We start from the raw sequence: 22,982 nt of genomic DNA on the forward strand, positions 1-22,982 counted from the left end.
TGTACGGAGACCGACGCCGCGCCCCGGCCGTGGGCATCCGTGGGAGGATGGGGCCATGCGCATGGGCGTCCTCGACATCGGGTCGAACACCGGGCACCTGCTCATCGTCGACGCCTACCGTGGCGGACCCCCGCTCCCGGCGCACTCCTTCAAGGAGCCGCTGCGCCTGGCGGAGCAGCTCGGCGACGACAACCGGGTCACCGGCGAGGGCCTCGCCCGGCTCGTGAAGTACGTGGGCGAGGCGCAGTCCGAGGCGCTCGAGCGCGGCTGCTCCAGCGTGGTCGCCTTCGCCACCTCCGCGGTGCGCGACGCCGACAACGCCGACGAGGTCCTGGCCGCGGTCCGGGAGTCGACGGGCGTCGACCTCAAGGTCCTCCCGGGCGAGGACGAGGCACGACTCACGTTCCTCGCGGTCCGCCGCTGGTTCGGCTGGTCCGCCGGCCGCCTCGGCGTCTTCGACATCGGCGGCGGGTCGCTCGAGATCGCCGTGGGAGCCGACGAGGAGCCCGAGGTCGCCCGCTCGGTGCCGCTCGGTGCCGGGCGTCTCACCCGCGACTGGCTCTCGTCGGACCCGCGTCGCGAGCGCGGTCACGTCGAGCTGCGTCTGCACGCGCGCTCGGTGATGGCCGACGTGGCCGGGCCGCTGCTGCGTGGCGGTGGATTCGACCGGGCGGTCGCCACCAGCAAGACCTTCCGGTCCCTCGCGCGCATGTGCGGTGCCGCGCCGTCGAGCGAGGGTCGGTACGTGAGGCGCGTGCTGCGCCGCGCCGACCTGCGCCCGCTCATCTCCGAGATCGTCCACCTGAGCGACGAGGAGGTCGCCGCCCTGCCCGGTGTCTCCCAGGACCGTGCTCACCAGATGGTGGCCGGCGCGGTCGTGGCCGAGGCCGCCATGGACCTCTTCGACGTCGACGAGCTCGAGATCTGTCCGTGGGCGCTGCGCGAAGGGGTGCTCCTCGAGCACCTCGCGCACCTGTAGGCCCGGTCCCCTGACCATGGTCCGCTGATCTAGGCTGCCCCTGCCATGTCGACCCGGAAGCCTGCCGAGCGCCGCTCCGACCCGCAGCTGCGGGTCTCGCTGTCGACGTCGTCGGTCTACCCGGGCAGCACGGCCAGCGGGTTCGAGGCCGCGGCGCGTCTGGGCTACGACGGCGTCGAGGTCATGGTCGGCGTCGACGACGTGAGCACCGACGCGGTGGCCTGCAGCGCGCTCTCGGACTTCCACGGCGTCCCCATCGTGTCGATCCACGCCCCGACGCTGCTGCTCACGCAGCGGGTGTGGGGCACCGACCCCTGGGGCAAGCTGCACCGCAGCGCCGAGATGGCCCACGCCACCGGCGCGTCGGTCGTGGTGGTGCACCCGCCGTTCCGCTGGCAGCGGGACTACGCCAAGGGCTTCGTCGAGGGCATCGCCGACCTCGAGGCCGAGCACGGCGTCGTGTTCGCCGTGGAGAACATGTACCCGTGGCGCACGGGCAAGCGCGAGTTCCACGCGTACCTGCCCGACTGGAACCCCGTCGACGAGGAGTACGCGCACGTCACGCTCGACCTCTCGCACAGCGCGACCGCCGGGGACGACCCGGTCGCGATGGCGCGCACGCTGGGCAGCCGCCTGGCCCACGTGCACCTGGCCGACGGGGCCGGCTCGCCGAAGGACGAGCACATGGTGCCCGGGCGCGGGACGCAGCCGTGCGCGGAGTTCCTCGAGCTCGTCGCCGAGTCCGACTTCGACGGCGAGATCGTGGTCGAGATCAACACCCGCAAGGCCTCGGACACGGCCGAGCGCGAGGCCGACCTGCTGGAGGCCCTGGCCTTCGCCCGGCTGCACGCCGCGCGACGTCCCTGACGGGTCACGCGCCGGACCCCGCGAACAGCGCCCCGACGACGGGACCGCGTGCCAGGATGCGGCCATGATCTCCCTGGACCAGCTGGTCGCGTTCGGCCTCGCCGCGCTCGTGCTCATCGCCATCCCGGGGCCCAGCGTCGTGTTCGTGATCGGGCGCGCCCTCGCCTACGGCCGCGCCGTCGCCCTGGCGACCGTCGTCGGGAACTCCGCCGGGCTGCTCGTGATCGTGGGCCTGGTGACGCTCGGCCTGTCCGCGATCCTGGAACGTTCGGTGCTCGCCTTCACCGTGGTCAAGCTGGCCGGCGCGGCCTACCTGGTGTGGCTGGGGGTGCAGGCGGTGCGGCACCGCAAGGACCTCTCGATGTCCGACGTCGAGGGTGCGGCGGTGCGCCGACCGCTCCCGCTGCGGGTGGCGGCCCGGCAGGGCTTCGTCGTGGGGATCACCAACCCGAAGGCGTTCATGATCTTCGCTGCCGTGCTGCCCCAGTTCGTCGACCGCGGAGCGGGCCACGTGCCCGCGCAGATGCTGCTGCTCGGCCTCGTGGCCTTCACGATCGGTCTGCTGAGCGACGGGCTCTGGGCCGTCGTGGCCAGCGGCCTGCGGTCCTGGTTCGCGCGGTCGCCGCGGCGCGGCGAGGCCGTCGGTGCCCTCGGCGGCGTGTCGATGATCGGGCTCGGCGTGGCCCTCGCCGCCACCGGGCACCGGAGGTAGGTGACGCACGTGTCGCGGCAGCCAGAGGTAGGTGACGCACCTGTTCGGACCGCCGAGAGGTGCTACGCCTACCTGCGACGACGCGGACGGACGACCTAGGCCCCCGACCGCCCCAGCCGGCTGGACAGCACGGAGCCGACCACCAGCTGCAGCTGGTGGTAGATCATGAGCGGCAGCACGACGAACGCGACGACGTCGCTGGGGAACAGCACGGTCGCCATCGGCAGGCCGCTCGCGAGGCTCTTGTTGCTGCCGCAGAACAGCAGAGCCACCCGGTCGCCGCGGTCGAACCCGACGAGCCGTCCCCAGGCCTCGCACCAGCCGAGGGCGACGCCCAGCAGCGCCGCGCAGAGCAGTGCCACGGCGACGACGTCCAGGACGGGGGCGGCCGACCAGATGCCCGCCTCGGCTCCCTCGCTGAAGGCGACGTAGACGATCAGCAGGATGGTGGACCGGTCGAAGCGCTTGAGCCCGGTGTCGTGGCGCGTCACCCAGCCGCCGACCACGGGTCGCAGGAGCTGGCCGAGCACGAACGGGGCGAGCAGCTGCAGCACGATCCGCAGCACGGAGTCGGCGTCGACGCGGGCCTCGCCACCCAGCAGCAGGGCGACGAGCACCGGGGTAAGGACCACGCCCAGCAGGTTCGAGGTCGAGGCGCTCACCACGGCCGCGGCCACGTTGCCGCGAGCGATGCGGGTGTAGACGACGCAGCCCTGCACCGTCGACGGGACCAGCGTGGCGAGCAGGAGGCCGGCGGCGAGCTGCGGGGACAGCCACGCGTCGGTCAGCAGTCGGGCGCCGAGCCCCAGGACGGGCAGGACCACGAACGTGACCGAGAGGATGCTGAGCTGGAGCCGCCAGTGCCGGAGGTTGTGCAGGGTCTCGGCCGCCGAGAGTCGCGCGCCGTAGAGGAAGAACAGCAGCCCGATGCCCACCATGGAGGCGATCCGCACGACCTCGAACGCCGGCCCGGTCGCCGGGACCACGGAGCCGGCGACGGCCACGGCGAGCAGCAGCAGGAGGAACGGGTCGACACGGCGCACGGCCACGACGCTACGCCCGCCTACGCTGGCGTCATGACTGGTACCTCGAGCGACGGCATCGACCCCGCACGCATCGCGATCCTCGGCGGCGGGGTCATGGGCGAGACGCTGCTGACCGCCCTGATCGCGTCGGGCCGACGCCCCGTCGACCTCGTCGTCAGCGAGAAGATGCCCGAGCGTGCCGAGGAGCTGAGGCAGCGGCACGGGGTCGAGGTCACCGACGTCGCCGCGGCCGTGCAGCGCGCCGGCGTGGTGCTCGTCGTGGTGAAGCCGCAGGACGTGCCGTCCGTCGTGGCCGAGATCGCCCCGCTCGTCGACCCGGCGGCCACCGTCGTGTCGTTGGCCGCGGGCGTCCGCATCGCCACCTACGAGAGCGCGCTGGCCGACGGCGTCGCGGTCGTGCGAGCCATGCCGAACACCCCGGCGCTGGTGGGGGAGGGCATGTTCGGCGTCTCGCCGGGCGCCGCCTGCGACGACACGCGGCTGGCCGAGGCCGTGGCCCTGCTCGAGACCGGCGGTCGGGTCGTCGTGGTGCCGGAGGAGCAGCAGGACGGCGTCACGGCGGTCTCCGGCTCCGGGCCCGCCTACGTCTTCTACCTGGCCGAGGCGATGATCGACGGTGGTGTCGCGGCCGGCCTCGACCGCGCCACCGCCCGGGCCCTGGCGGAGCAGACCATCCGAGGGGCCGCGGCCCTGCTCGCCGACACCGATGACGAGCCCGCCGAGCTGCGTCGCCGGGTCACCTCGCCGCACGGGACCACCCACGCCGCGATCAGCACGTTCGACGACCACGGCGTCGACGCGGCCCTGCGTGCGGGGGTCGAAGCGGCGGCACGCCGTTCGGCCGAGCTCTCCGCGTCGTAGGCTGCCAGCATGCCGGACACCGAACGGACCGGGGCGAGCGACGAGACCGCTGGGCCCTGCCTCGTCTTCGACGAACGCCTCACCGGGTACAACTTCGGTGCCGCGCACCCCATGGCGCCGGTGCGCGTCGACCTGACGATGGTCCTGGCCGGCGAGCTCGGCGTGCTCGACCACCTCGAGGTCGTGGGCGCCGAGCCCGCCACCGACGAGGAGCTGTGCACCGTCCACACGCCGGCCTACGTCGAGCGCGTGCGCAAGCTGTCGCAGCACCCCACCCACGCCGACCCGAGCGTCGGCCTCGGCACGGAGGACAACCCGGTCTTCAGCGGCATGCACGACGCGAGCGCGCTCATCGCCGGGGCCACCCTGGAGGCCGCGCGTCGGGTCTGGACGGGACGCAACACCCACGCCGCCAACGTCTCGGGCGGCCTGCACCACGCGATGCCGGGCTCGGCGAGCGGGTTCTGCATCTACAACGACCTCGGCGTCGCCATCGCGTGGCTGCTGGCGCAGGGCGCGCAGAAGGTCGTCTACCTCGACGTCGACGCCCACCACGGCGACGGCGTCCAGGCCATGTTCTACGACGACCCGCGGGTGCTGACCATCTCGATCCACGAGGGGCCGCAGTCGCTGTTCCCGGGCACGGGCTGGTCCACGGAGACCGGCGGCCCGGGCGCGGAGGGCTCGGCGGTCAACATCCCGCTCCCGCCCGGCACGTCCGACGCGGGGTGGCTGCGCGCCTTCCACGCGATCGTCCCCGACGTGATCCGCGAGTTCGGTCCCGAGATCATCGTCTCCCAGCACGGGTGCGACTCCCACATGGACGATCCGCTGACCAACCTGATGCTCAGCGTCGACGGCCAGCGCGCGTCGTACCTGGCCGTGCGCGACCTCGCCCGCGAGGTCTGCGGCGGACGGTGGGTGGCGACCGGTGGCGGCGGGTACGCGGTCACCGAGGTCGTGCCCAGGGCGTGGACGCACCTGCTCGCGATCCTGGCGGACCACGACGTGGACCCCGAGACCGCGACGACCCAGGGCTGGCGCGACCACGTGGAGCGGCTCCGGGGCGTGCGGGCCCCGCAGCGCATGACCGACGGTCGGTCCGCCTCGTACCGAGCCTGGGAGCTGGGCTACGACCCCGCCAGCTGGCTCGACCGCTCGATCCTCGCGGCCCGCACCGACACCTTCCCGCTGCTCGGTCTCGACCCGCACCTGTGACCTGCGCGGGCCCGTCGCGCCCGGCCACTTTCGTCTCCCCTATCCCAAACGTCCCACGAGGCACTACGCTTCCCAGCACGCACTCGTGACGCGTCGCCGGAGGGGAAGCCGGGGAGGCGCGGGTGCCCCGAAAGCAAAGGTGAGGACATGACCGCAGGAACGACCTTCCTGACCGTCGCGGAGGTCGCGGCACAGATGCGCGTCTCCAAGATGACCGTGTACCGACTCGTCCACAACGGACAGCTGGAGGCGATCCGCGTCGGCCGCAGCTTCCGCGTGCCGGAGAAGGCGGTCGAGGACTACCTCCAGAAGTCCTACTACGAGGCCGGCTGAGCCGTCCCGTCCGTCGTCGCGTAGTCTTGGCGTCCGCCAGTTCCGCAACAAGCAGAGGTCATATCCGTGGGTTCAGTCATCAAGAAGCGTCGTAAGCGGATGTCGAAGAAGAAGCACCGCAAGATGCTCAAGCGAACCCGCGTCCAGCGTCGCAAGCTCGGCAAGTAGGGACCTATGGGGCGGGTCGTCCTCGTCACGGGGGTCTCGGGCACTCTCGCCTCGCGCGTCTCTCGCCATCTCGCCGATCTCGGTGAGTCCGCCGGGATCGACCGCGTGGTGGGGATCGACCTGCGCCCCCCGGAGGGCGACCTCGGCGGCGTCAAGTTCGTCCGCGCCGACATCCGCACCCCCGTCGTCGCGAAGGTGATCGCGGTCGAGGACGTCGACACCGTCGTCCACCTCGACCTCGCCCCGGCCCGGGGCCGTTCCGGCTCCGGCGTCAAGGAGCGCAACGTCATCGGGACGATGCAGCTGCTGGCGGCCTGCCAGCGTTCCACCACGGTCTCCAAGCTCGTCGTCGGGTCGTCGGTGGCCGTCTACGGCTCGTCGCCGCGCGACCCCGCCCTGTTCATGGAGTCCGACTCCGCTCGCGGCGGGGTGCGGACCGGCTTCCCCAAGGACGTCGTCGAGGTGGAGTCGTACGTGCGCGGCTTCGCGCGGCGTCGGCCCGAGATCCTGATCACGACGGTGCGGGCCGCGCAGACGCTGCACCCGCAGATCGAGTCGCCGCTGCGCAGCTACTTCCTGAACCCGCTGCTGCCGGCCGTGATCGGCTTCGACCCCCGGCTGCAGTTCCTCTCGCTGCAGGACACGCTCTCGATCATCGAGCAGTCGGTCGTGAAGGACCGCCCCGGCACGTTCAACGCGGCAGGGTCCGGCGTGCTGCTGCTGTCGCAGGCCGCGCGCCGCATGGGCAAGCCCGTGGTGCCCCTGCCCGGCATCGGCTTCGGTGCCGCTGCGGCACGGATCGTGCGCAGCATGGGCGGCGAGATCTCCCCCGACCTGCACCGGCTCCTGACGTACGGCCGCGCGGTCGACACCAGCGCCCTGCGCGACATCTTCGGCTACGAGCTCTCGGCCACGACCGAGCAGGTCTTCGAGGAGTTCCGACTCGCGCAGCGACCCGGTGTCCTGGCGCTCCTGGGAGGTGGCCGATGACGGACGAGCGCCGCACCATCGGCACGAAGGGCGCAGCCGGACGCGGTTCCCGCGGAGGCTCGCCCTCCTCGGGCGCACGCTCCCTCGCCGGCAAGACCCCGGCGTCGGGCAAGCCCGTCCGCAAGGCTGCGGCACCGGCCGAGCCCGTGGAGCCCGCCGACACCCCGGCTGTGGAGACCCCGCCCGCCGCGACGAAGGCCGTGACGTCCGGCGCAGCCAAGACCACGAAGGGCGCGACGTCGGGCGCCAAGAAGTCCGCCGCCACCGGCCCCGGGGCGACGAAGAAGGCCGCCTCGGCCAAGCGTGCGACGGGTGCCTCGGCCAAGCGGCCCGCCTCGTCGCGGTCCACCGCCGGGGGTTCTCGGCTCCGGGCGGTCACCGAGGAGGACGCCGCGGCTGCTGCCGCCGCTGCGGCCGAGGAGGCGGCACGCGAGACGCGCACGGCATCGGGCAGGGCCACCCTGCCCGGCCTGCCGGTCGAGGACATCGTCCTGGCCGTCGCGCAGGCGGCCCAGCGGGTCCTCGGCTCCGACTGGGAGCACCGGCTCGCCCTCGCCTTCGCGGCCCTGCGCAAGCGGCTGACCGGGGACTTCGAGGTCGACGAGTTCGGCTTCGACCCCCAGCTCACCGAGATCCTCATCGCCGCGGTCGAGCCGCTCGCCGAGACGTGGTTCCGGCTCGAGGTGCGCGGCGCGGAGAACATCCCCACCGACGGTGGCGCGCTCCTCGTGGCCAACCACTCGGGCACGGTGCCGCTCGACGGCGTGATGACCGGATACGCGGTCAAGAAGTACAGCGGCCGCGACCTGCGTCCACTGGGCGCCGACCTGGTCTTCGCCCTGCCCTTCGTGGGCCAGATGGCCCGACGTGCCGGCGCGACCCTGGCCTGCACCCAGGACGCCGAGCGTCTGCTCGGCACCGGCGAGATCGCCGGCGTCTGGCCCGAGGGGTTCAAGGGCATCGGCAAGCCCTTCGCCGAGCGGTACAAGCTTCAGCGCTTCGGTCGCGGCGGCTTCGTGTCGTCCGCGCTGCGGGCCCAGGTGCCCATCGTGCCGGTCTCGATCGTGGGTGCCGAGGAGATCTATCCCCTCGTCGGCAACGTGCCGTCGCTGGCTCGTCTGCTGGGTCTGCCCTACCTGCCGGTCACCCCGTTCTTCCCGCTGCTCGGCCCGCTCGGCATGATCCCGCTCCCGAGCAAGTGGATCATCGAGTTCGGCGAGCCCATCCGCACCGACGCCTACGAGCCCGACGCCGCGGACGACCCGATGCTGCTGTTCAACGTCACCGACCAGGTGCGCGAGACCATCCAGCAGACGCTGTACCGGCTGCTCGTCGATCGCGGCAACGCGTTCTTCTGAGCGGCGGGACGGGTCGGGCGCGACCGTCCAGGACGTGGCCCTGCGGCTGAGCCGCTGCTGCTCCCCTGCGGCGGAGCCGCTGCTACTTCTTGGTGCCGAGCAGGCCGTTGAGCAGGCCGGGGACCAGCCCCTCGGTCTCCTCGTTGCCGAGCAGGCCGCCGACGAGTGGATCGGTGACCGCGCGCAGGCCCTGCGGCTTCGCCGAGGGCGAGGGGGTGACCGGTGCCGGAGCCGGCGTCGGGGCGCTCGTGGCCTCGTCCGACGTGGGCGCCTTCGTGACCGGGGCCGGGGCGGTGTCGTCGCGGGTGCTGGCGGCCGGCTCGGCATCGGAGGCAGACGCGGGACGGCCCGGTCGGACGACCTGCTGGACGACCTGGACCAGGGCGTCGACGTCGGCCTTGGCGCACGTGCCGCACAGACGGCCGGCCTGACCGGCCAGGTCGGTGACGACGGCCGTCGCCGAGTCGAACGCGGACGCCGCGTCGGCGGGGACCTCGGCCGACATGACGCTCAGGTCGACGGCGGAGGCCGCGGCGAAGTCGTTGACGGTGTCGATCGTCGCGGTGGAGCCGTCGGAGTCGAAGGCGCCGAAGAGCTCGGCCGAGCCCTGCTCGGCCTCGGTGCTGAAGTCGTCGAGGAGCGCGCCGACCTGGGCCCGCTGCTTGGTCGAGCCGTCGCCCAGCACGGCGCGGGCCTCGCGGAGCCGCTCGGCGGCGATCTCGAGCCGCTGCGTGCCGCGGCCCTCGTCGGTGCGCTGCATGGCCAGCTCGACGTTCTCGACGCCGCGCTTGACGGGGTAGAGGACGTCGCCCGGGATGGCCTGGGCGCTGCCCGCGACCATGCCGACCACGCCGAGGGAGGAGACGGCGGCCACGGCCAGGCCGGCGATCCGGCGGCGGGCGCGGGGAGCCGACGGCGCCACGGTGGCCGGCGTGCGGTCGGCCGCGGCACGCCGCGAGGCGCCCGGGTCGGGCACGAGGACGGTCTGCGCCTCGGTCATGAGTCGCTCGCGCAGGGCGGCGCGGAACTCCGGTCGCGGGGTCGCGACGGCGGACTCGCACACCAGCTCGGCAGCGCGCACCAGCTCGGCCACCTCGGCGGTGGCGGGGGTGCCGGACTCCCAGGCCTCGTGGAAGGCCTGGGCGTCGTCGCGGCCCGAGCGGGGTCTCATCGCGTCGTCCTGTCTGTGGTGGCGTCTACAGCTCCAACGATGGGGAAGACGTCGGAGTTACGCGTTCGTGACGCGGTTCGCACCATCTCGTCCATCAGGGGCCCGGTGGCCAGGCGGCGCGTCGGCCCGGTCCGCGCGACGCCGCTCATCGGATGCCCTCCGGCATCTTCTTGGCGAGGTTGCGCACGGCGCGCAGCTGCAGCTGCTTGATGGCGCCCTCGGTCCGGCCCAGGGCGGCGGCCGTCTGGGCGATGCTCAGGCCCTGGATGAAGCGCATCAGCACGCACTCGCGCTGCTCGGTGGGCAGCTCGGCCACGGCCGCGAAGAGCATCTCGTTCGACAGGAGCGACATGACGTCGTCCTCGGTGCTGGGGGCGGTCTGCGGGCCCTCCGGCACGTCGTCGGAGACAATCTCGAGCCGAGCCCGGCCGGACTTGAAGTGGTCGACGACGAGGTTGCGGGCGATCGTGGTGAGCCACGCGCCGAAGTCCTTGCCCTGCCAGCTGAAGCGCTGGATGGCACGCAGGCCGCGGACGAAGGTCTCGCTCGTCAGGTCCTCGGCCAGCTGCTGGGACCCGACCCGGTAGTAGATGAACCGGAAGATCCCGTTCACGTAGTGGTCGTAGAGCTGGCCGAACGCCTCGGCGTCGCCCTCGCGGGCGAGGTCGACGAGGGCGCGCAGGCGCAGCTCCTCGGGATCGCCGTGCGGGTCGACCGGTCCGTTCGAGAACGCGGAGCTGAGCGAGGGGCCGGGCGCGGGCGCCGGCTCGGCCAGCGCCATGGCGAGGAGGGTGTCGTCCGGGGTCGCCAGGGCGTGGGACAGCGCCCATCGCAGTGCTCCCACGTTCGCGGCCATCGATCCCTCCCGAAGATCGAGACGATCGTATGCCGCTGGGACGGCGCGTGTCTGCAGAAATCCGGGATCGGTCTCGCTCCCTGGGCGGTCAGCGGCGCCGGAGGGCGCGTGCCGCACGCCAGGCCGCGAAGGCGAGGGCCCCGCTGCCGGCCACCCGTCCGCCGGCGAGGGCGACCTTGCGACCGGTGCGGTAGTCGCGGACGTCCCAGCCCTGGTCCTTGGCGTGGGAGCGCAGCTTCGGGTCGGGGTTGATGGCACAGGGGTGCCCGACGAGCGAGAGCATCGGCAGGTCGTTGTGGGAGTCGGAGTAGGCGAAGCACCGCGCGAGGTCGAGGCCCTCGCGCTCGGCGATCGCCGTGACGGCGACGGCCTTGCCCTCGCCGTGCAGCAGCTCGCCGACCAGCTCGCCGGTGTAGACGCCGTCGACGTGCTCGGCCACGGTGCCGAGCGCGCCCGTGAGGCCGAGACGACGGGCGATGACGGCGGCGATCTCGATCGGCGCGGCGGTCACGAGCCAGACGCGCTGGCCGGCGTCGAGGTGCTGCTGGGCGAGCGCCCGCGTGCCGGGCCAGATCTTGTGCGCCATGTGCTCGTCGAAGATCTGCTCGCCGACCTCCTCCAGCTCGCGGACGCTGTGCCCGGCGATGAAGGCCAGGGCGGAGGACCGGGCCTTCGCGATGTGCTCGGGGTCCTCGACGCCGGCGAGGCGGAAGTACACCTGCTGCCAGGCGGCCTTGGCGATGTCGCCGGTCGTGAAGAAGTCGCGCCGGTGCAGCCCGCGGGCGAAGTGGTAGATCGAGGCGCCCTGCATGATCGTGTTGTCGACGTCGAAGAACGCTGCGGCGTCGGCGTCCGGACGCGGTGCCAGCCAGTGCTCGACCTCGCTCGCGGCGGCGGCGGCCTGACCGGCCAGGACGGAGCGCGACCGCAGGTTCGGCCCGGTCCGGGGGACCCGCTGGCTGGTCATGCCACGAGGCTATCGGTCGAGTGGTCCTTCGCCCAGGCTCCTCGGTCGCTCGAACCCCCCGCGAGGGCCGGGCGCGCTGTGGTTGACTCGCATCGTGACCTCCTCGAACGAGTCGGACGTCCCTGGGCTCACGAACGTCCCGGCTCCCACCAGCGTCCCGGGGCCCACCAGCGTCTCGGGGCCCACCAACGTCTCGGGGCTGCTGAGCGCCGCGGCGGAGCGCACGCCGGACGCCCTGGCCCTGGTGGAGCACCGCGGCGGGCGTCACGAGCGCACCTGGGCCGAGCTCGACGCAGCGGCCGACGCCGTGGCCCGCGGCCTGAGCGGGGTGGGGCTGCGCGGCGGCCATCGCGTCGCCCTCGTGATGGCCAACCGGATCGACCTGGCGGTCGCCTACTTCGGCATCCTGCGCGGCGGCATGGTGGCCGTCCCCGTCAACCCCCGCTCGACCGAGCGCGAGATCGGCCGCATGCTGGCGGACTCCGGCGCCAGGGTCGTCCTCTGCGACGAGACGGGCATCGAGCAGGTCCGCGCCGCCGTCGCCGGGCTCGACCAAGAGGGCCCCGGCCTCACGGTCGTCGTCGACGGGACCGAGCCCGGACCGGGCGAGATCGCCTTCGAGCGCCTGCTGCGCGACGCGCCCGCCGTGGAGCCGGCAGCTCCCCGCGACGACGAGGCCCCGGCGGTCGTGCTCTACACGTCGGGCACGAGCGGCAAGCCCCGTGGCGCGGTCCTGTCGCACCGTGCCCTGCTGGCCAACGTCGAGCAGACCGCGGCCGTCGAGCCGGCCATCGTCACGGCCGACGACGTCGTGCTCGGTCTGCTGCCGATGTTCCACATCTACGGCCTCAACGCCGTCCTCGGCCAAGCCGTGCGCCAGGGTGCGCGGGTGGTGATGGTCGACGGGTTCGACCCGGCCGGCCTGCTCCGCACGATCCGCGACGAGGGGGTCACGAACGTGGCGCTCGCGCCCCCCGTGATCGCGGCCTGGGCCGGGCGCTCCGACCTGCGCGAGCACCTGGGCGGGGTCAAGCACGTGCTGAGCGGCGCGTCGGCGCTCGACCCGGAGCTGGCGGCCGTCTTCGCCGAGTCGTCGGGGCACCACGTCGAGCAGGGGTACGGGCTCACGGAGACCGCCCCCGTCATCACCGCCACGCTGGCGTCGGGTCGCGACGTCGGCGTCCCGCCGCGCCCCGGCTCGGTCGGTCGCGCGCTGCCGGGTGTCGAGCTGCGCCTCGTCGACGCCGGCGGCTCCGACGCCGCTCCCGGCGACCCTGCGGAGATCTGGGTGCGTGGCGCCAACCTGTTCTCCGGCTACTGGCCCGACGGTTCCGACGGCCCGCGCGACGACGGCTGGTACCCGACCGGTGACATCGGCTACCTCGACGACGAGGGCGACCTCACGCTCGTCGACCGGGTGCGCGAGCTCGTGATCGTGTCCGGCTTCAACGTCTACCCCGCCGAGGTCGAGGCCGTGGTCGTCGAGCTCCCCGAGGTCTCGGAGGTGGCCGTGGTCGGCCTGCCCGACGAGAGCACCGGCGAGGCGGTCGTGGCGTTCGTCGTCCCCACGTCCTCGGACGTCGACGCGGCGGCGCTCGAGGCGAGCGTGGTCGAGCACTGCTCCACTCGGCTCGCTCGGTTCAAGCAGCCGCGCCAGGTCGTCGTGGTCGAGGGGCTGCCGCACTCGGCGACGGGCAAGGTCGCCAAGGGGCGCCTGCGGGCGCTGGCCCGCAGCCAGGACCTCGGGCTGCTCGCACCGTGACCGGTCCCGCCGACACCGACGTCCCGCACGCCCTCGACGCGCGGGTCGTCGTCTACAGCCGCGAGGGCTGCCACCTGTGCGAGGCCGCCGAGGCCATGGTCGCCGAGGTGTGCGCCGACGTCGACGCGACGTGGGCCCGCGTCGACGTGGACGCCGACCCCGCCCTGGTCCGCAGGTTCTCCGACATGGTGCCGGTGACCTTCGTCGACGGCCGGCAGCACGACTTCTTCCGGGTCACCGAGGCGCGGCTGCGCACGGCCCTCGGCAGCTCCTGAGCGTCGCGACCTTTACCACGGCGCGTGTGAGGAATCCCACCCACCCCTGCTCTCGATTTTGTTCCCACGTTCACAAGCTCGTAAACTGATGTGGCGCTGCGAACACCCCCTTGGGTGAATCCCCGCCGCGGCGCGATGGAGCACCGTGACCCTTCTGCGCACCCCCCGGCTCGCCGGGACCCCTGACCGTGCAACGGCCCAGGCCCCGCGTGACGTTCCCGACGCCACCGTCGCCCGGCTGCCGCTGTACCTGCGGGTCCTCGCGTCGTTCGCCGACGCCGGCGCCACCACGTGCTCGTCCGTCGAGCTCGCCGAGGCGGCGGGGGTCAACCCGGCCAAGGTGCGCAAGGACCTCTCCCACCTCGGCTCCTACGGCACGCGCGGGGTCGGCTACGACGTCGAGTACCTGCGCTACCAGATCGCCCGCGGACTGGGTCAGACGCAGACGTGGGACGTCGTGATCGTCGGTGCCGGCCACCTCGGCTCGGCACTCTCCACGTACCCGGGCTTCAGCCCGCGCGGGATCCGGGTCGCCGCGGTGGTCGACACCGACCCGGACCGGGTGGGCTCGACCATCGGCGACCTGCAGGTGCAGCCGCTCGCCGCGCTCGACTCGCTCGTGTCCGAGCAGGGCATCGCGATCGCCGTCGTGGCCGTGCCGGGCGACGCGGCCCAGGACGTCGCCGACCGGCTGGTCGCCGCCGGCGTCACGAGCATCCTCAACTTCGCCCCGGCCGTCCTGCAGGTCCCCGACCACGTCCAGGTCCGCAAGGTCGACCTCTCCGTCGAGCTGCAGATCCTGGCCTACCACGAGCAGCGGAAGGCGGAGACTGCATGAGCGTGCTGGTCGTGGGCATGTCCCACCGCTCGGCCCCCATCGACGTGCTGGAGCGCGCCTCCCTCGACACGGACGCGGCGGTCAAGCTGGCCCACCGTGCCCTCGAGTCGGCGTCGGTCACCGAGGCGGCCGTGATCTCCACGTGCAACCGCGTCGAGGTGTACGTGGAGGCCGACCGTTTCCACAACGCCCTCGAGGACGTCTCCCACCTGCTCGCCGAGCAGGCCGGGATGGGCCGCGAGGACCTCGTGCACCACGCCTACGTGCACTACGACGACTCGGCCGTGGCCCACCTGTTCTCGGTGGCCTCCGGCATGGACTCGATGATCCTCGGCGAGAGCCAGATCCTCGGCCAGGTGCGGCAGGCGCTGCACACCGGCCAGGCCGAGTCCACGATCGGGTCGGCCCTGAACGCCCTCTTCCAGCAGGCGCTGCGCATCGGCAAGCGCGGCCACGCCGAGACGGGCATCGACCGGCTCGCGCCCTCGACCGTCACGGCGGGCCTCGACGCCGTCGGCCCGGTCGTGACCGCTCCGGGCACGCGCTTCCTGGTGGCCGGTGCCGGCACCATGGCGAGCCTCGCCGTGCGCACGCTCGTCGATCGCGGCGTGGCCCCGCACCGGATCATGGTCGCCAACCGCACGTTCCAGCGGGCGTACGAGCTCGTCGCCACGTTCGGCGTCAGCGCCGTGCGGTGGGAGGCCATGGACGTCGAGCTGTCCGCGGCCGACGTCGTCATCAGCTGCACGGGGGCGGCCGGCTCGGTGTTCGCCACCGACCGCGTGTCCCGTGTCCTCGACGACGGGCTGTCCAACGTCACCGGCGAGCTGGTCTTCGTCGACCTGGCGCTGCCGCGCGACGTCGAGGCCGGGGTGGCCGAGCTCGAGTCCGTCAGCGTCATCGACCTCGTCACGCTGGCCGCTCGCTCGGAGAACGCCGAGCTCGCGGCCGACGTCCAGCAGGTCCGCGCCATCGTCGACGACGAGGTGCGCAGCTTCCTCGCCGCCAAGAGCCAGTCACGCGTCACGCCCACGGTCGTGGCGCTGCGCAGCATGGCGACCGAGGTCGTCGAGGCCGAGACGAGCCGCCTGCTCGGCCGGCTCCACGGCCTGCCGGACGAGCAGGTCGACCAGGTGCGCCTGGCGCTCAAGCGGGTCGCCGACAAGCTCATCCACGCTCCCACCGTGCGCGTGCAGCAGCTGGTCGACGGGCCGGGCGGCCTCACCTACGCCGACGCGCTCTCCGACCTGTTCGCGCTCGACCCCGCCGCGGTCCAGGCGGTCACCCAGGTGAAGGGGGAGAAGGCATGACCACCGCCTCCCAGCATCCCGCGCGTGAGACCCCCTTGCGTCTGGGCACGCGCGCCAGCGCCCTGGCCACGACCCAGTCCGGTCACGTGGCGGCTCGGATCACCGAGCTGACCGGTGTCGAGGTCGAGCTCGTGACCATCAGCACGGAGGGCGACCGCAACCAGGCGCCGCTCACCCAGATCGGTGGCACCGGGGTGTTCGTGGCCGCGCTGCGCGAGGCCCTGGTCGACGGGACCGTCGACGTCGCCGTCCACTCCCTGAAGGACCTGCCCACCGCCGCCGACCCCCGGCTCTCCCTCGCGGCGGTCAGCGTCCGCGAGGACCCGCGCGACGTGCTCGTGGCCCGCGACGGCCTGACCCTGGGCGAGCTGCCCCGTGGTGCGCGCGTGGGCACCGGCTCCCCGCGTCGCGAGGCCCAGCTGAACGCCCTCGGCCTGGGGGTCGAGGTCGTCCCCGTGCGCGGCAACGTCGACACCCGGATCGCCAAGGTCCGCTCCGGCGACCTCGACGCCGTGGTGCTGGCCCGCGCCGGCCTGCTGCGCCTGGGGCGGGAGTCCGAGGCCACCGAGGTCCTCGACCCCATCCAGGTCCTCCCCGCCCCCGGACAGGGGGCCCTCGCCTGTGAGTGCCGCGTCGACGACGACGCGACCGCTCGACTCCTCTCCGTGCTCGACGACCCGGACACCCGGGCCGCCGTCACGGCAGAACGTTCCCTGCTCTCCACCTTGGAGGCAGGGTGCAGCGCACCGGTCGGAGCTCTCGCCGACGTCGTCTGGGGCGACGACGGCGACGAGCTGTGGCTGCGTGCCGTGGTCGGAGACCCCTCCGGCTCACCCACCATCCGCCTGTCCGCCTCCGGCTCGCTCAGCGAGCCGGCAGCGGTCGGCGAACGTCTCGCTGCCGAGATGCTCGCCGAGGGCGCAGCCGAGCTGATGGCCACCCCTGCGGTCGGTCCATCGATCGGTTCCGCCTCATGACCACCCGGCAGTCCAGGAAGAAGACCACCACCGTGACACCACCCACCACCGCCACCGTCGAAGCACCCGCGAAGAAGGAGCCCGCCACGAAGCGCAGCCCCAAGCCGCTGGGGCACGTGAGCTTCGTCGGCACGGGACCGGGCGACGCCAGCCTGCTGACCGTCCGCGCGGCCGAGCTCATCGCGCAGGCCGACGTCGCCATCATCGAGCAGCCCGAGCAGGCTGCCCTCGTGCCCGAGGGCGTCGAGGTCGTCGACGGCGGGCTCGGTGAGGACGGCGTCGTCCTCACCCACGCCGCGCGCGCTCGTCTCGTGGTGCGCCACGCGAAGACCGGGGCGCACGTCGTGCGGCTCGTGAGCGGCGACCCGTTCACGTACGCCACGGCACCCGAGGAGGCCGCGGCCTGCGCGAAGGCGGGCATCGCCTTCGAGATCGTCCCCGGCGTCTCGTCGGTGACGGGCGTCCCCGCCTACGCGGGCGTGCCGCTGACCAACAAGGCGCACCGCCAGTACCGCGTCGTCAGCGTCGGAGACGCGTCGATCGCCTGGCCCGACTACGCCGGCACCGACACCCTGGTGCTGCTGTCGGCCGTGGCGCGGATCGGTGAGATCGCCGCGGGCCTGATCGAGGCCGGCCGGTCCGCCGAGACCCCCGTCGCCATGACCCGCGTGGGCACCACCACCGAGCAGTCGACGGTCGTCTCCACGCTCGCCGACATCGCCGTCGACGCGCGCGCCGCAGGCATGACCTCGCCGGCCATCACGGTCGTGGGCGAGGTCGTGGCCATGCGCGAGGCGCTCTCGTGGTTCGAGACCAAGCCGCTCTACGGGTGGCGCGTGCTCGTGCCCCGCACCAAGGAGCAGTCGGCCAGCCTGGCCGCGCGTCTGCGGTCCTACGGCGCCGTGTCCGAGGAGGTCCCCACCATCTCGGTCGAGCCGCCGCGCAACCCCCAGCAGATGGACAAGGCCGTGCGCGGACTCGTCGAGGGCCGGTACGAGTGGGTCGCCTTCACGAGCGCGAACGCCGTCAAGGCCGTCCGCGAGAAGTTCGAGGAGTACGGGCTCGACGCCCGTGCGTTCTCCGGTCTCAAGATCGCAGCCGTGGGCGAGAAGACGGCCGAGGCCATCGCCACCTGGGGCATCAAGGCCGACCTGGTCCCGAGCGGCGAGCAGTCGGCCCGGGGCCTCCTGGAGGACTGGCCGCCGTTCGACGAGCTGCTGGACCCGATCAACCGGGTGTTCCTGCCGCGCGCCGACATCGCGACCGAGACGCTCGTGGCGGGTCTGCAGGAGCTCGGCTGGGAGGTCGACGACGTCACGGCGTACCGCACCGTGCGGGCGGCCCCGCCGCCGGCGCCGACCCGCGAGGCCATCAAGACCGGCAAGTTCGACGCGGTGCTCTTCACGTCGAGCTCCACGGTGCGCAACCTGGTCGGCATCGCGGGCAAGCCGCACGCGTCGACGATCATCGCGTGCATCGGCCCGGCCACGGCCCAGACGGCCGAGGAGCACGGTCTGCGGGTCGACGTCATGGCCGAGCAGCCGTCGGCCGAGGTGCTGGCCGACGCGCTGGCCGCCTTCGGTGCCGCGCGCCGTCTCGAGTTCCTCGAGGCCGGCGAGCCGGTGCTGAAGCCGTCGCAGAAGAAGCCCTCCTCGCGGCGCAAGGCCTGAGTCGATGACGTCGGGACCCTCGGCCGATCGCTCCGCAGGACCGGTGCAGGGTCCGCCCCTTCACCGACCGCCCCTCCACCGACCGCGCCGTCTCCGCACGACGCCCGCCATGCGGGCGCTCGTGCGTGAGACGCGCACGGAGCCGTCGCAGCTGGTGCTGCCGATGTTCGTGGCCGAGGGCCTGCGGGAGCCGCGGCCGATCGCGAGCATGCCCGGCGTCGTGCAGCACTCGCGTGAGTCGGCACGGCGTGCCGTGCGCGAGGCCGCCGACCTCGGCCTCGGGGGCGTCATGCTGTTCGGCGTCCCCGAGCACAAGGACGCCGAGGGGTCCGGGGCGCTGGCGGCCGACGGCATCCTCAACATCGCCCTCGCCGACGCGCGCGACGAGGTCGGCGACGACCTGCTCGTGATGGCCGACCTGTGCCTCGACGAGTTCACCGACCACGGCCACTGCGGCGTGCTCGACGACCACGGGCGGGTCGACAACGACGCCACGCTCGAGATCTACGGGCGGATGGGCGTGGCGCAGGCCGAGGCGGGGGCCCACCTCGTGGGTCCCAGCGGCATGATGGACGGCCAGGTCGGCGTCGTGCGGTCCGCCCTCGACGCGGCCGGTCACACGGACGTGGCGATCCTGGCCTACGCGGCCAAGTACGCGTCCGCCTTCTACGGACCGTTCCGCGAGGCCGTCGACTCCTCGCTGCAGGGGGACCGCAAGACCTACCAGCAGGATCCGGGCAACGCCCGCGAGGCGCTGCGCGAGACCCTGCTCGACGTGGCCGAGGGTGCCGACATCGTGATGGTGAAGCCGGCACTGGCCTACCTCGACCTGGTCTCGCTCGTGCGCGCGCACGTGAGCCTGCCGGTCGCCGCGTACACGGTCTCGGGGGAGTACTCCATGGTCGAGGCCGCCGCCCAGCAGGGCTGGATCGATCGCGACCGCACCGTCGACGAGACGATCACGTCGATCCGCCGCGCCGGCGCCGACATCGTGCTGACGTACTGGGCCGCCGAGCTCGCCCGTCGCGCCTGAGACCTCCGGGTCCGGAGGTGCCGTCGTCGCGACGACGCGCTCCGCAGCGCCCCCGTCCCGTCGCGGCGGGTGGGCCAGGAACGACGAAGCCCCCGGTCGTGGGACGACCGGGGGCTTCGAGCAGGGCGATCAGCCCTTCGTGTACTTGTCCATGCAGGTCTTGAACCGAGCAGCGTGGGTGCTGAGCGGGAGAGCGGAGACCTCGAGCGCGCAGCGCAGGTTGGCCTCGGTGGCCGAGAGCAGGTCCGTCACCGGCTTGGTGACGGGTGCCAGGGGCGTGTTCTCGACCGCGCCCTGGACGGCACCGCCGACCGTGGAGCCGCCACCGCCGGAGGACCCACCCGTGGAGCCGCCGGTCGAGCCCGTGCCACCGCCGGTGGAGCCACCGGTGGACCCGGTCCCGCCGCCGGTCGAGCCGCTGCCGCCGGTCGATCCGCTTCCCGATCCGCCCTTCGACCCGCCGGACGCCTCGCTCTGGCGGACCTTCTTCTCCTTCTTGGCGGCGTCGGTGCGCTGGGCCGGCGTGAGGGTCTGGTCGAACGAGCGGCTGGTGAGGACCGAGCCCGTGGAGGTGCCGTTGGGAGTGGCGGTGAAGTCGCCGCCGGCGTAGGCCTTGCTGATGCTCAGCACGAGGTCGACGTAGGAGGAGGAGTTGTTGTAGCGCCGCACGGCCGCTGCCGCGTCGCCCTCGTCGGAGAGGTCGCCGCTGCCCGAGCACAGGTAGATGCCCGACGCGGTGGCGGCGTCGTTGATGTTCTGGGGGTCCTTCTTGCCGTCACCGTCGGCGTCGACGCCGACCGAGCGCCAGGTGCCGGGGATGAACTGCATCGGGCCGACCGCACGGTCGTAGACCGAGTCCTTGTCGAGCGCGCCGTTGTCGCTGTCGGTGATCTTCGCGACGCCGTCGCGGCCGTCGAGCGGGATGCCGTAGATGCCGGGCTTGGCCACGCCCTTGGAGTCGAGCGCGTTGCCGCCGGTGCGGCCGTGGTTGGACTCGACGCGGCCGATCGCGGCGACGAGGTTCCAGGGCAGGTTGCAGGAGGCGTCGGCCTTGGCGAGCAGCGTCTCGGCGCGACGGTAGGCGTAGAGCGCGGAGGACGGGATGCCGTTGGTGGACAGCGTGGCCAGGGTGCCGGAGGCACCGGCGCGCGAGTCGACGCCCGCGGGCTCGGCCTGGACGCTGGCCGGCTTCTCGAACGCCGTGGCGGGCACGTCGGGGACCTCGTCGGCGCTGACCCGGTCGTCCGCCGTGGCGAGACCGGAGTTGCTGATGGCGGCACCCCAGGCGACGACGAGCAGGCTCATCGGCACCAGGGCGCTGGCCTTCTGCCAGCGGCTGAGCTTGCGTGCTCCCATGCGTCTCGTCCCTCCCGTGACAGCGTGGCTCGCGTCACAGTAAACAGATGTTACCTGCTGGTGCGTCCCCGCAGGTGTGGCCCTCGTCTCACCAACGAGACAGATCACCGCAAGGTTACGGCGAACGAGGGACGACGGCATCCCTCTCCCGGGGTGGAAGGGGGCGTGGGGCCTCCTCCTCGGGCACGGCTTGAGACACTGGATCCATGGCCCCCACTCCCGTGTCCCAGCAGTGGTTCGACCGCGCCGTGCAGGTCTCGCCCGGCGGTGTGAACTCCCCGGTGCGAGCGTTCCGTGCGGTGGGGGGCACCCCGCGCTTCATGGTCTCGGCCCAGGGGGCCTGGCTGCGCGACGCCGACGACACCGAGTACCTCGACCTCGTGGGGTCCTGGGGCCCGATGCTGCTCGGCCACGCGCACCCCGAGGTGATCGCCGCGGTCACGGCCGCGGCGGCCCGCGGCACCTCGTTCGGCACGCCCAGCCCGCCCGAGGTGGAGCTGGCCGAGGAGATCGTCGGCCGCGCTCCCGTCGAGCAGGTCCGGCTGGTCACGTCGGGCACGGAGGCGACCATGTCGGCCATCCGCCTGGCCCGCGGCTTCACCGGGCGCAGCCGGGTGGTCAAGTTCGCCGGCTGCTACCACGGGCACGTCGACTCCCTCCTGGCCGAGGCCGGGTCGGGCGTGGTCACGCTCGGGCTCCCCGGCTCGCCCGGGATCCCCGCCCACGTCACCGCCGACACGATCGTGCTCCCGTTCAACGACCGCGACGCCGTGGCGGCGGCGTTCGCCGAGCACGGTGCCGACATCGCGTGCGTGATCACCGAGGCAGCGGCCGGGAACATGGGCGTCGTGGCGCCCGAGCCCGGTTTCAACCGCTTCCTGTCCGAGACGTGCGCGGCGCACGGTGCGCTGTTCGTGAGCGACGAGGTGATGACGGGGTTCCGCGTCACGCGCTCCGGGCACTGGGGCCTCGACGGGGCGGTCGAGGGATGGCGGCCCGACCTGCTGACCTTCGGCAAGGTCATGGGCGGCGGCTTCCCTGCGGCGGCCTTCGGCGGTCGCGCCGACGTCATGTCGCTGCTCGCGCCGAGCGGTCCGGTCTACCAGGCCGGGACCCTCGCCGGGAACCCCGTGGCCTCCACGGCGGGACTCACCACGCTGCGCCTCGCCGACGACGCGGCCTACGCCCGCCTCGACGACTGGTCGGCCCAGGCGCGCGACCTCGTGTCGTCGGCGCTCGACGAGGCCGGGGTCCCGCACGTGGTGCAGAACGTCGGCAGCATGTTCAGCGTGGTGTGGGGGCTCACCGAGCCGGTGCGCGACTTCGCGGGCGTGCAGCGCCAGGAGACGTACCGCTACACCGCGTTCTTCCACGCCATGCTCGACGCCGGCGTGTACCTGCCCCCGAGCGCCTTCGAGTCCTGGTTCGTCTCGGCGGCGCACGACGACCGCGCACTCTCTAGGATGGCCGAGGCGCTGCCCGCCGCCGCTCGTGCTGCTGCCGCAGCGACGCCGGCCCCCCAGGAGGCAGCCGCTCCGTCATCGGTAGAGCCGTCGACCATCGCAAGGACCCCCTCATGAGCGAACGCACGATCGTCCACCTGATGCGCCACGGCGAGGTGCACAACCCCGAGGGCGTCCTCTACGGCCGGCTCCCGGAGTTCTACCTCTCCGACCTCGGTCACCAGATGGCCGTCAAGGCAGCCGACTTCCTGTCCAAGCACGAGATCGTCCACCTCGTGTCCTCGCCCCTCGAGCGCGCCCAGCAGACCGCCGCGCCGCTCGCGACCCTGCTCGAGGCCGAGGTGACGATCGACCCGCGGGTCATCGAGGCCGACAACCTCTTCGAGGGCCGCACCGTCGGGGCGGAGCCGAGGGCGCTGGCGCACCCGAAGAACTGGTGGCTGCTGCGCAACCCGTTCCGTCCCTCGTGGGGCGAGCCCTACCAGGACATCGCGACGCGCATGCGGGCCGCCGTGGCCGACGCGCGCGACGCCGCCCGCGGCCACGAGGCGGTCATCGTCTCCCACCAGCTGCCGGTCTGGATCGCCCGCCAGGCGTTCGAGCAGAACTCCTTCGTGCACGACCCGCGCAAGCGGCAGTGCACGCTCGCCAGCATCACGAGCCTCACCTTCGACGGCGACGACTACGTCGGCTTCACCTACGCCGAGCCCGCGGGCGACCTGCTGCCCGACGACCTCAAGGCCGGCAAGAAGTTCGTCGGAGGCGCCTGACC

23 protein-coding genes are annotated in these 22,982 nt (G+C 73.0%); 18 read left to right on the forward strand and 5 right to left on the reverse strand.

The window, feature by feature from the left end; translation table 11 throughout:
* Positions 1-55: 55 nt before the first annotated feature.
* The 3 genes from ASF35_RS05435 (at position 56) to ASF35_RS05445 (ending at position 2,558) form a co-directional block, all read left to right on the forward strand.
* Positions 56-979 carry an exopolyphosphatase gene (locus ASF35_RS05435; RefSeq protein WP_055963926.1) on the forward strand — a complete coding sequence of 308 codons (924 nt, stop codon included), beginning with the start codon at positions 56-58 and terminating at the stop codon, positions 977-979.
* Between the two features lie 45 nt (positions 980-1,024).
* Positions 1,025-1,846 carry a sugar phosphate isomerase/epimerase gene (locus ASF35_RS05440; RefSeq protein WP_055963929.1) on the forward strand — a complete coding sequence of 274 codons (822 nt, stop codon included), beginning with the start codon at positions 1,025-1,027 and terminating at the stop codon, positions 1,844-1,846.
* A 64-nt stretch (positions 1,847-1,910) separates the two neighbouring features.
* The gene (locus ASF35_RS05445) at positions 1,911-2,558 is read left to right on the forward strand and encodes a LysE family translocator (protein WP_055963932.1); all 648 of its coding nucleotides are present in this window, start codon (positions 1,911-1,913) and stop codon (positions 2,556-2,558) included.
* A 95-nt stretch (positions 2,559-2,653) separates the two neighbouring features.
* On the opposite strand, the gene ASF35_RS05450 is transcribed toward ASF35_RS05445, so the two are convergent.
* Positions 2,654-3,601 (reverse strand): bile acid:sodium symporter family protein, encoded by a 948-nt coding sequence (locus ASF35_RS05450; protein ID WP_200931724.1) that lies wholly within the window; start codon positions 3,599-3,601, stop codon positions 2,654-2,656.
* Positions 3,602-3,634: 33 nt separating this feature from the next.
* On the opposite strand from ASF35_RS05450, the gene proC reads away from it, so the two are divergent.
* The 6 genes from proC to ASF35_RS05475 all read left to right on the forward strand — a co-directional run bounded on the left by proC (position 3,635) and on the right by ASF35_RS05475 (position 8,532).
* Positions 3,635-4,465 carry a pyrroline-5-carboxylate reductase gene (gene proC, locus ASF35_RS05455; RefSeq protein ID WP_055963939.1) on the forward strand — a complete coding sequence of 277 codons (831 nt, stop codon included), beginning with the start codon at positions 3,635-3,637 and terminating at the stop codon, positions 4,463-4,465.
* A gap of 9 nt (positions 4,466-4,474) precedes the next feature.
* Entirely contained in the window at positions 4,475-5,683 is a 1,209-nt protein-coding gene (locus tag ASF35_RS05460; RefSeq protein WP_055963942.1) for an acetoin utilization protein AcuC, read from the forward strand.
* Positions 5,684-5,830: 147 nt separating this feature from the next.
* Positions 5,831-6,016 carry a helix-turn-helix domain-containing protein gene (locus ASF35_RS05465; RefSeq protein WP_055963945.1) on the forward strand — a complete coding sequence of 62 codons (186 nt, stop codon included), beginning with the start codon at positions 5,831-5,833 and terminating at the stop codon, positions 6,014-6,016.
* A 66-nt stretch (positions 6,017-6,082) separates the two neighbouring features.
* Positions 6,083-6,184 carry a 30S ribosomal protein bS22 gene (locus ASF35_RS17665; RefSeq protein WP_012359487.1) on the forward strand — a complete coding sequence of 34 codons (102 nt, stop codon included), beginning with the start codon at positions 6,083-6,085 and terminating at the stop codon, positions 6,182-6,184.
* Between the two features lie 6 nt (positions 6,185-6,190).
* Positions 6,191-7,174: an NAD-dependent epimerase/dehydratase family protein gene (locus ASF35_RS05470; protein ID WP_055963949.1), complete on the forward strand. Its 984-nt coding sequence runs from the start codon at positions 6,191-6,193 to the stop codon at positions 7,172-7,174.
* Positions 7,171-8,532, forward strand: coding sequence for a 1-acyl-sn-glycerol-3-phosphate acyltransferase (locus ASF35_RS05475; protein WP_055963952.1), 1,362 nt, complete (start codon positions 7,171-7,173; stop codon positions 8,530-8,532). The genes ASF35_RS05470 and ASF35_RS05475 overlap by 4 nt, the downstream gene beginning before the upstream one ends.
* 82 nt (positions 8,533-8,614) lie before the next feature.
* On the opposite strand, the gene ASF35_RS05480 is transcribed toward ASF35_RS05475, so the two are convergent.
* The 3 genes from ASF35_RS05480 to ASF35_RS05490 form a co-directional block, all read right to left on the reverse strand.
* Complete coding sequence (locus ASF35_RS05480) at positions 8,615-9,703, reverse strand: DUF5667 domain-containing protein (protein ID WP_055963955.1); 1,089 nt, start codon at positions 9,701-9,703, stop codon at positions 8,615-8,617.
* A 145-nt stretch (positions 9,704-9,848) separates the two neighbouring features.
* On the reverse strand, positions 9,849-10,559 hold the full coding sequence (locus ASF35_RS05485) for a sigma-70 family RNA polymerase sigma factor (protein WP_055963958.1): 711 nt from the start codon (positions 10,557-10,559) through the stop codon (positions 9,849-9,851).
* An 88-nt stretch (positions 10,560-10,647) separates the two neighbouring features.
* A complete protein-coding gene (locus ASF35_RS05490) occupies positions 10,648-11,526 on the reverse strand; it encodes an HAD family phosphatase (RefSeq protein WP_055963961.1) in 879 nt (292 codons plus the stop codon).
* A 94-nt stretch (positions 11,527-11,620) separates the two neighbouring features.
* Here ASF35_RS05490 and ASF35_RS05495 point away from each other — a divergent pair, with 94 nt between their 5' ends.
* The 7 genes from ASF35_RS05495 to hemB all read left to right on the forward strand — a co-directional run bounded on the left by ASF35_RS05495 (position 11,621) and on the right by hemB (position 19,391).
* On the forward strand, positions 11,621-13,288 hold the full coding sequence (locus tag ASF35_RS05495; RefSeq protein ID WP_200931725.1) for a class I adenylate-forming enzyme family protein: 1,668 nt from the start codon (positions 11,621-11,623) through the stop codon (positions 13,286-13,288).
* Positions 13,285-13,563 carry a glutaredoxin family protein gene (locus ASF35_RS05500; protein WP_055963963.1) on the forward strand — a complete coding sequence of 93 codons (279 nt, stop codon included), beginning with the start codon at positions 13,285-13,287 and terminating at the stop codon, positions 13,561-13,563. Before ASF35_RS05495 ends, ASF35_RS05500 begins: the two co-directional genes overlap by 4 nt.
* A gap of 154 nt (positions 13,564-13,717) precedes the next feature.
* Positions 13,718-14,401, forward strand: coding sequence for a redox-sensing transcriptional repressor Rex (locus ASF35_RS05505; protein ID WP_055966207.1), 684 nt, complete (start codon positions 13,718-13,720; stop codon positions 14,399-14,401).
* Entirely contained in the window at positions 14,398-15,711 is a 1,314-nt protein-coding gene (locus ASF35_RS05510; RefSeq protein WP_055963966.1) for a glutamyl-tRNA reductase, read from the forward strand. The genes ASF35_RS05505 and ASF35_RS05510 overlap by 4 nt, the downstream gene beginning before the upstream one ends.
* Positions 15,708-16,688 (forward strand): hydroxymethylbilane synthase, encoded by a 981-nt coding sequence (hemC, locus tag ASF35_RS05515; protein WP_055963969.1) that lies wholly within the window; start codon positions 15,708-15,710, stop codon positions 16,686-16,688. The genes ASF35_RS05510 and hemC overlap by 4 nt, the downstream gene beginning before the upstream one ends.
* Positions 16,685-18,358, forward strand: a complete 1,674-nt coding sequence (locus tag ASF35_RS05520) for a bifunctional uroporphyrinogen-III C-methyltransferase/uroporphyrinogen-III synthase (protein ID WP_082495374.1) — start codon at positions 16,685-16,687, stop codon at positions 18,356-18,358. The genes hemC and ASF35_RS05520 overlap by 4 nt, the downstream gene beginning before the upstream one ends.
* 4 nt (positions 18,359-18,362) lie before the next feature.
* Positions 18,363-19,391: a porphobilinogen synthase gene (gene hemB / locus ASF35_RS05525; protein ID WP_082482019.1), complete on the forward strand. Its 1,029-nt coding sequence runs from the start codon at positions 18,363-18,365 to the stop codon at positions 19,389-19,391.
* A 129-nt stretch (positions 19,392-19,520) separates the two neighbouring features.
* On the opposite strand, the gene ASF35_RS05530 is transcribed toward hemB, so the two are convergent.
* Positions 19,521-20,747 (reverse strand): lytic murein transglycosylase, encoded by a 1,227-nt coding sequence (locus ASF35_RS05530; protein ID WP_055963974.1) that lies wholly within the window; start codon positions 20,745-20,747, stop codon positions 19,521-19,523.
* 206 nt (positions 20,748-20,953) lie between these two features.
* On the opposite strand from ASF35_RS05530, the gene hemL reads away from it, so the two are divergent.
* Both hemL and ASF35_RS05540 read left to right on the forward strand, forming a co-directional pair.
* Positions 20,954-22,327, forward strand: a complete 1,374-nt coding sequence (hemL, locus tag ASF35_RS05535) for a glutamate-1-semialdehyde 2,1-aminomutase (RefSeq protein ID WP_055963977.1) — start codon at positions 20,954-20,956, stop codon at positions 22,325-22,327.
* Entirely contained in the window at positions 22,324-22,980 is a 657-nt protein-coding gene (locus ASF35_RS05540; protein WP_055963980.1) for a histidine phosphatase family protein, read from the forward strand. Before hemL ends, ASF35_RS05540 begins: the two co-directional genes overlap by 4 nt.
* Positions 22,981-22,982 lie beyond the last annotated feature (2 nt).

It is taken from the genome of Aeromicrobium sp. Leaf291, assembly GCF_001423365.1.
Classification (GTDB): Bacteria; Actinomycetota; Actinomycetes; order Propionibacteriales; family Nocardioidaceae; genus Aeromicrobium.

Excerpts from the sequence above, each read along its gene's own strand:
- ASF35_RS05460 (WP_055963942.1), top strand. The coding sequence starts at position 4,475 with ATGCCGGACACCGAACGGACCGGGGCGAGCGACGAGACCGCTGGGCCC.
- ASF35_RS05475 (WP_055963952.1), top strand. The coding sequence starts at position 7,171 with ATGACGGACGAGCGCCGCACCATCGGCACGAAGGGCGCAGCCGGACGC.
- hemL (WP_055963977.1), top strand. The coding sequence starts at position 20,954 with ATGGCCCCCACTCCCGTGTCCCAGCAGTGGTTCGACCGCGCCGTGCAG.
- ASF35_RS05520 (WP_082495374.1), top strand. The coding sequence starts at position 16,685 with ATGACCACCCGGCAGTCCAGGAAGAAGACCACCACCGTGACACCACCC.
- ASF35_RS05510 (WP_055963966.1), top strand. The coding sequence starts at position 14,398 with ATGAGCGTGCTGGTCGTGGGCATGTCCCACCGCTCGGCCCCCATCGAC.
- ASF35_RS05470 (WP_055963949.1), top strand. The coding sequence starts at position 6,191 with ATGGGGCGGGTCGTCCTCGTCACGGGGGTCTCGGGCACTCTCGCCTCG.
- ASF35_RS05440 (WP_055963929.1), top strand. The coding sequence starts at position 1,025 with ATGTCGACCCGGAAGCCTGCCGAGCGCCGCTCCGACCCGCAGCTGCGG.
- proC (WP_055963939.1), top strand. The coding sequence starts at position 3,635 with ATGACTGGTACCTCGAGCGACGGCATCGACCCCGCACGCATCGCGATC.
- hemB (WP_082482019.1), top strand. The coding sequence starts at position 18,363 with ATGACGTCGGGACCCTCGGCCGATCGCTCCGCAGGACCGGTGCAGGGT.
- hemC (WP_055963969.1), top strand. The coding sequence starts at position 15,708 with ATGACCACCGCCTCCCAGCATCCCGCGCGTGAGACCCCCTTGCGTCTG.
- ASF35_RS05445 (WP_055963932.1), top strand. The coding sequence starts at position 1,911 with ATGATCTCCCTGGACCAGCTGGTCGCGTTCGGCCTCGCCGCGCTCGTG.
- ASF35_RS05435 (WP_055963926.1), top strand. The coding sequence starts at position 56 with ATGCGCATGGGCGTCCTCGACATCGGGTCGAACACCGGGCACCTGCTC.
- ASF35_RS05465 (WP_055963945.1), top strand. The coding sequence starts at position 5,831 with ATGACCGCAGGAACGACCTTCCTGACCGTCGCGGAGGTCGCGGCACAG.
- ASF35_RS05485 (WP_055963958.1), bottom strand. The coding sequence starts at position 10,559 with ATGGCCGCGAACGTGGGAGCACTGCGATGGGCGCTGTCCCACGCCCTG.
- ASF35_RS05480 (WP_055963955.1), bottom strand. The coding sequence starts at position 9,703 with ATGAGACCCCGCTCGGGCCGCGACGACGCCCAGGCCTTCCACGAGGCC.
- ASF35_RS05530 (WP_055963974.1), bottom strand. The coding sequence starts at position 20,747 with ATGGGAGCACGCAAGCTCAGCCGCTGGCAGAAGGCCAGCGCCCTGGTG.
- ASF35_RS05490 (WP_055963961.1), bottom strand. The coding sequence starts at position 11,526 with ATGACCAGCCAGCGGGTCCCCCGGACCGGGCCGAACCTGCGGTCGCGC.
- ASF35_RS05540 (WP_055963980.1), top strand. The coding sequence starts at position 22,324 with ATGAGCGAACGCACGATCGTCCACCTGATGCGCCACGGCGAGGTGCAC.